Raw genomic sequence first — 937 nt, 5'->3', positions numbered from 1 at the left:
CCTCCGGAAAAGGTACTGTTAAGTCCGGGGTAGCTTAAATAAGCAGAATTGTTGTTAGCAGTATCTTCTTCCCAATCCAATTTCCCATCAATCGCCGTAATGGCAGGCCCCCCAGCATTTACCCGGTATAAGACCTCAGCGATGGCCTGTTCCTCTATTACATTTACAGAAAAACTCTGCTCTATATAATTAGAATCGGCATCGGTAGCACGAATGGTAATCACTGAAACTGCCGGGGAATCGGGATAGCTTAGGCTAAGGTTACTGCCCGATATGACAGCACCGACAGCCGAATTGGTATTGCCCGAAACACTGTAAGTCAGGTTCCCTACACCGGCATCATCGTCAAAATATGGTAACAGACTAATAGTTTCTATAACCGCTCCTACATTACGTTCAATATCAGGGAGTGCTAAGACGATGCCGGGACTATCGGAATTTACTTCCCAGGTGAAATTAAAACTTACCGCATCATTGGTATCAGCGTCACTATCGTCTACTGTTACCGTAACTACATAAGGACTGTTGGCGGCTGCCCCCTGATTTATTGTACCGCCTATTTGGCCATTGGTAGATTCTATAACTATTCCTGATGGAGCGCCAATTATGCTATAATTTAAATTACCATCGCCCCCACTGGCAGAAACCACCAAACTGCCATCTAACACATCGCCCTCAAAATTAACCTGATCGTTAAGAGCCGTTACATTGATGGGCGTATCGGGCACCTGAGAAGACACCCCTAAAATCTCTATGCCATTAATCAATGGATTTTCTACCGCACCGTGAATAAATGCAATCTCTAAAAGGCCATCGGTTACTTCTACTTCTTCTACAAACAACCCTCCTACCTGGTGACCAAATTGTGCAGAAAGGTCTACAGCCTGAAGGGAAGCAGGTACCACTCCTTCTATAGAAACATCAAAAATCCTTGTAC

The 937-nt window shown here is 44.7% G+C and carries 1 protein-coding gene; it reads right to left on the bottom strand.

Annotation, left to right across the window (positions count from 1 at the left end; genetic code table 11):
* The coding region (locus tag I6U49_RS16805; protein ID WP_198629696.1) for a putative Ig domain-containing protein at positions 1 to 937 on the bottom strand (937 nt) is incomplete at both ends.

Origin of the sequence: Salegentibacter maritimus (assembly GCF_016236915.1) — a bacterium.
In the GTDB taxonomy this organism is placed as follows: domain Bacteria; phylum Bacteroidota; class Bacteroidia; order Flavobacteriales; family Flavobacteriaceae; genus Salegentibacter; species Salegentibacter maritimus.
This window is presented reverse-complemented; position numbering and strand designations above follow the sequence as displayed.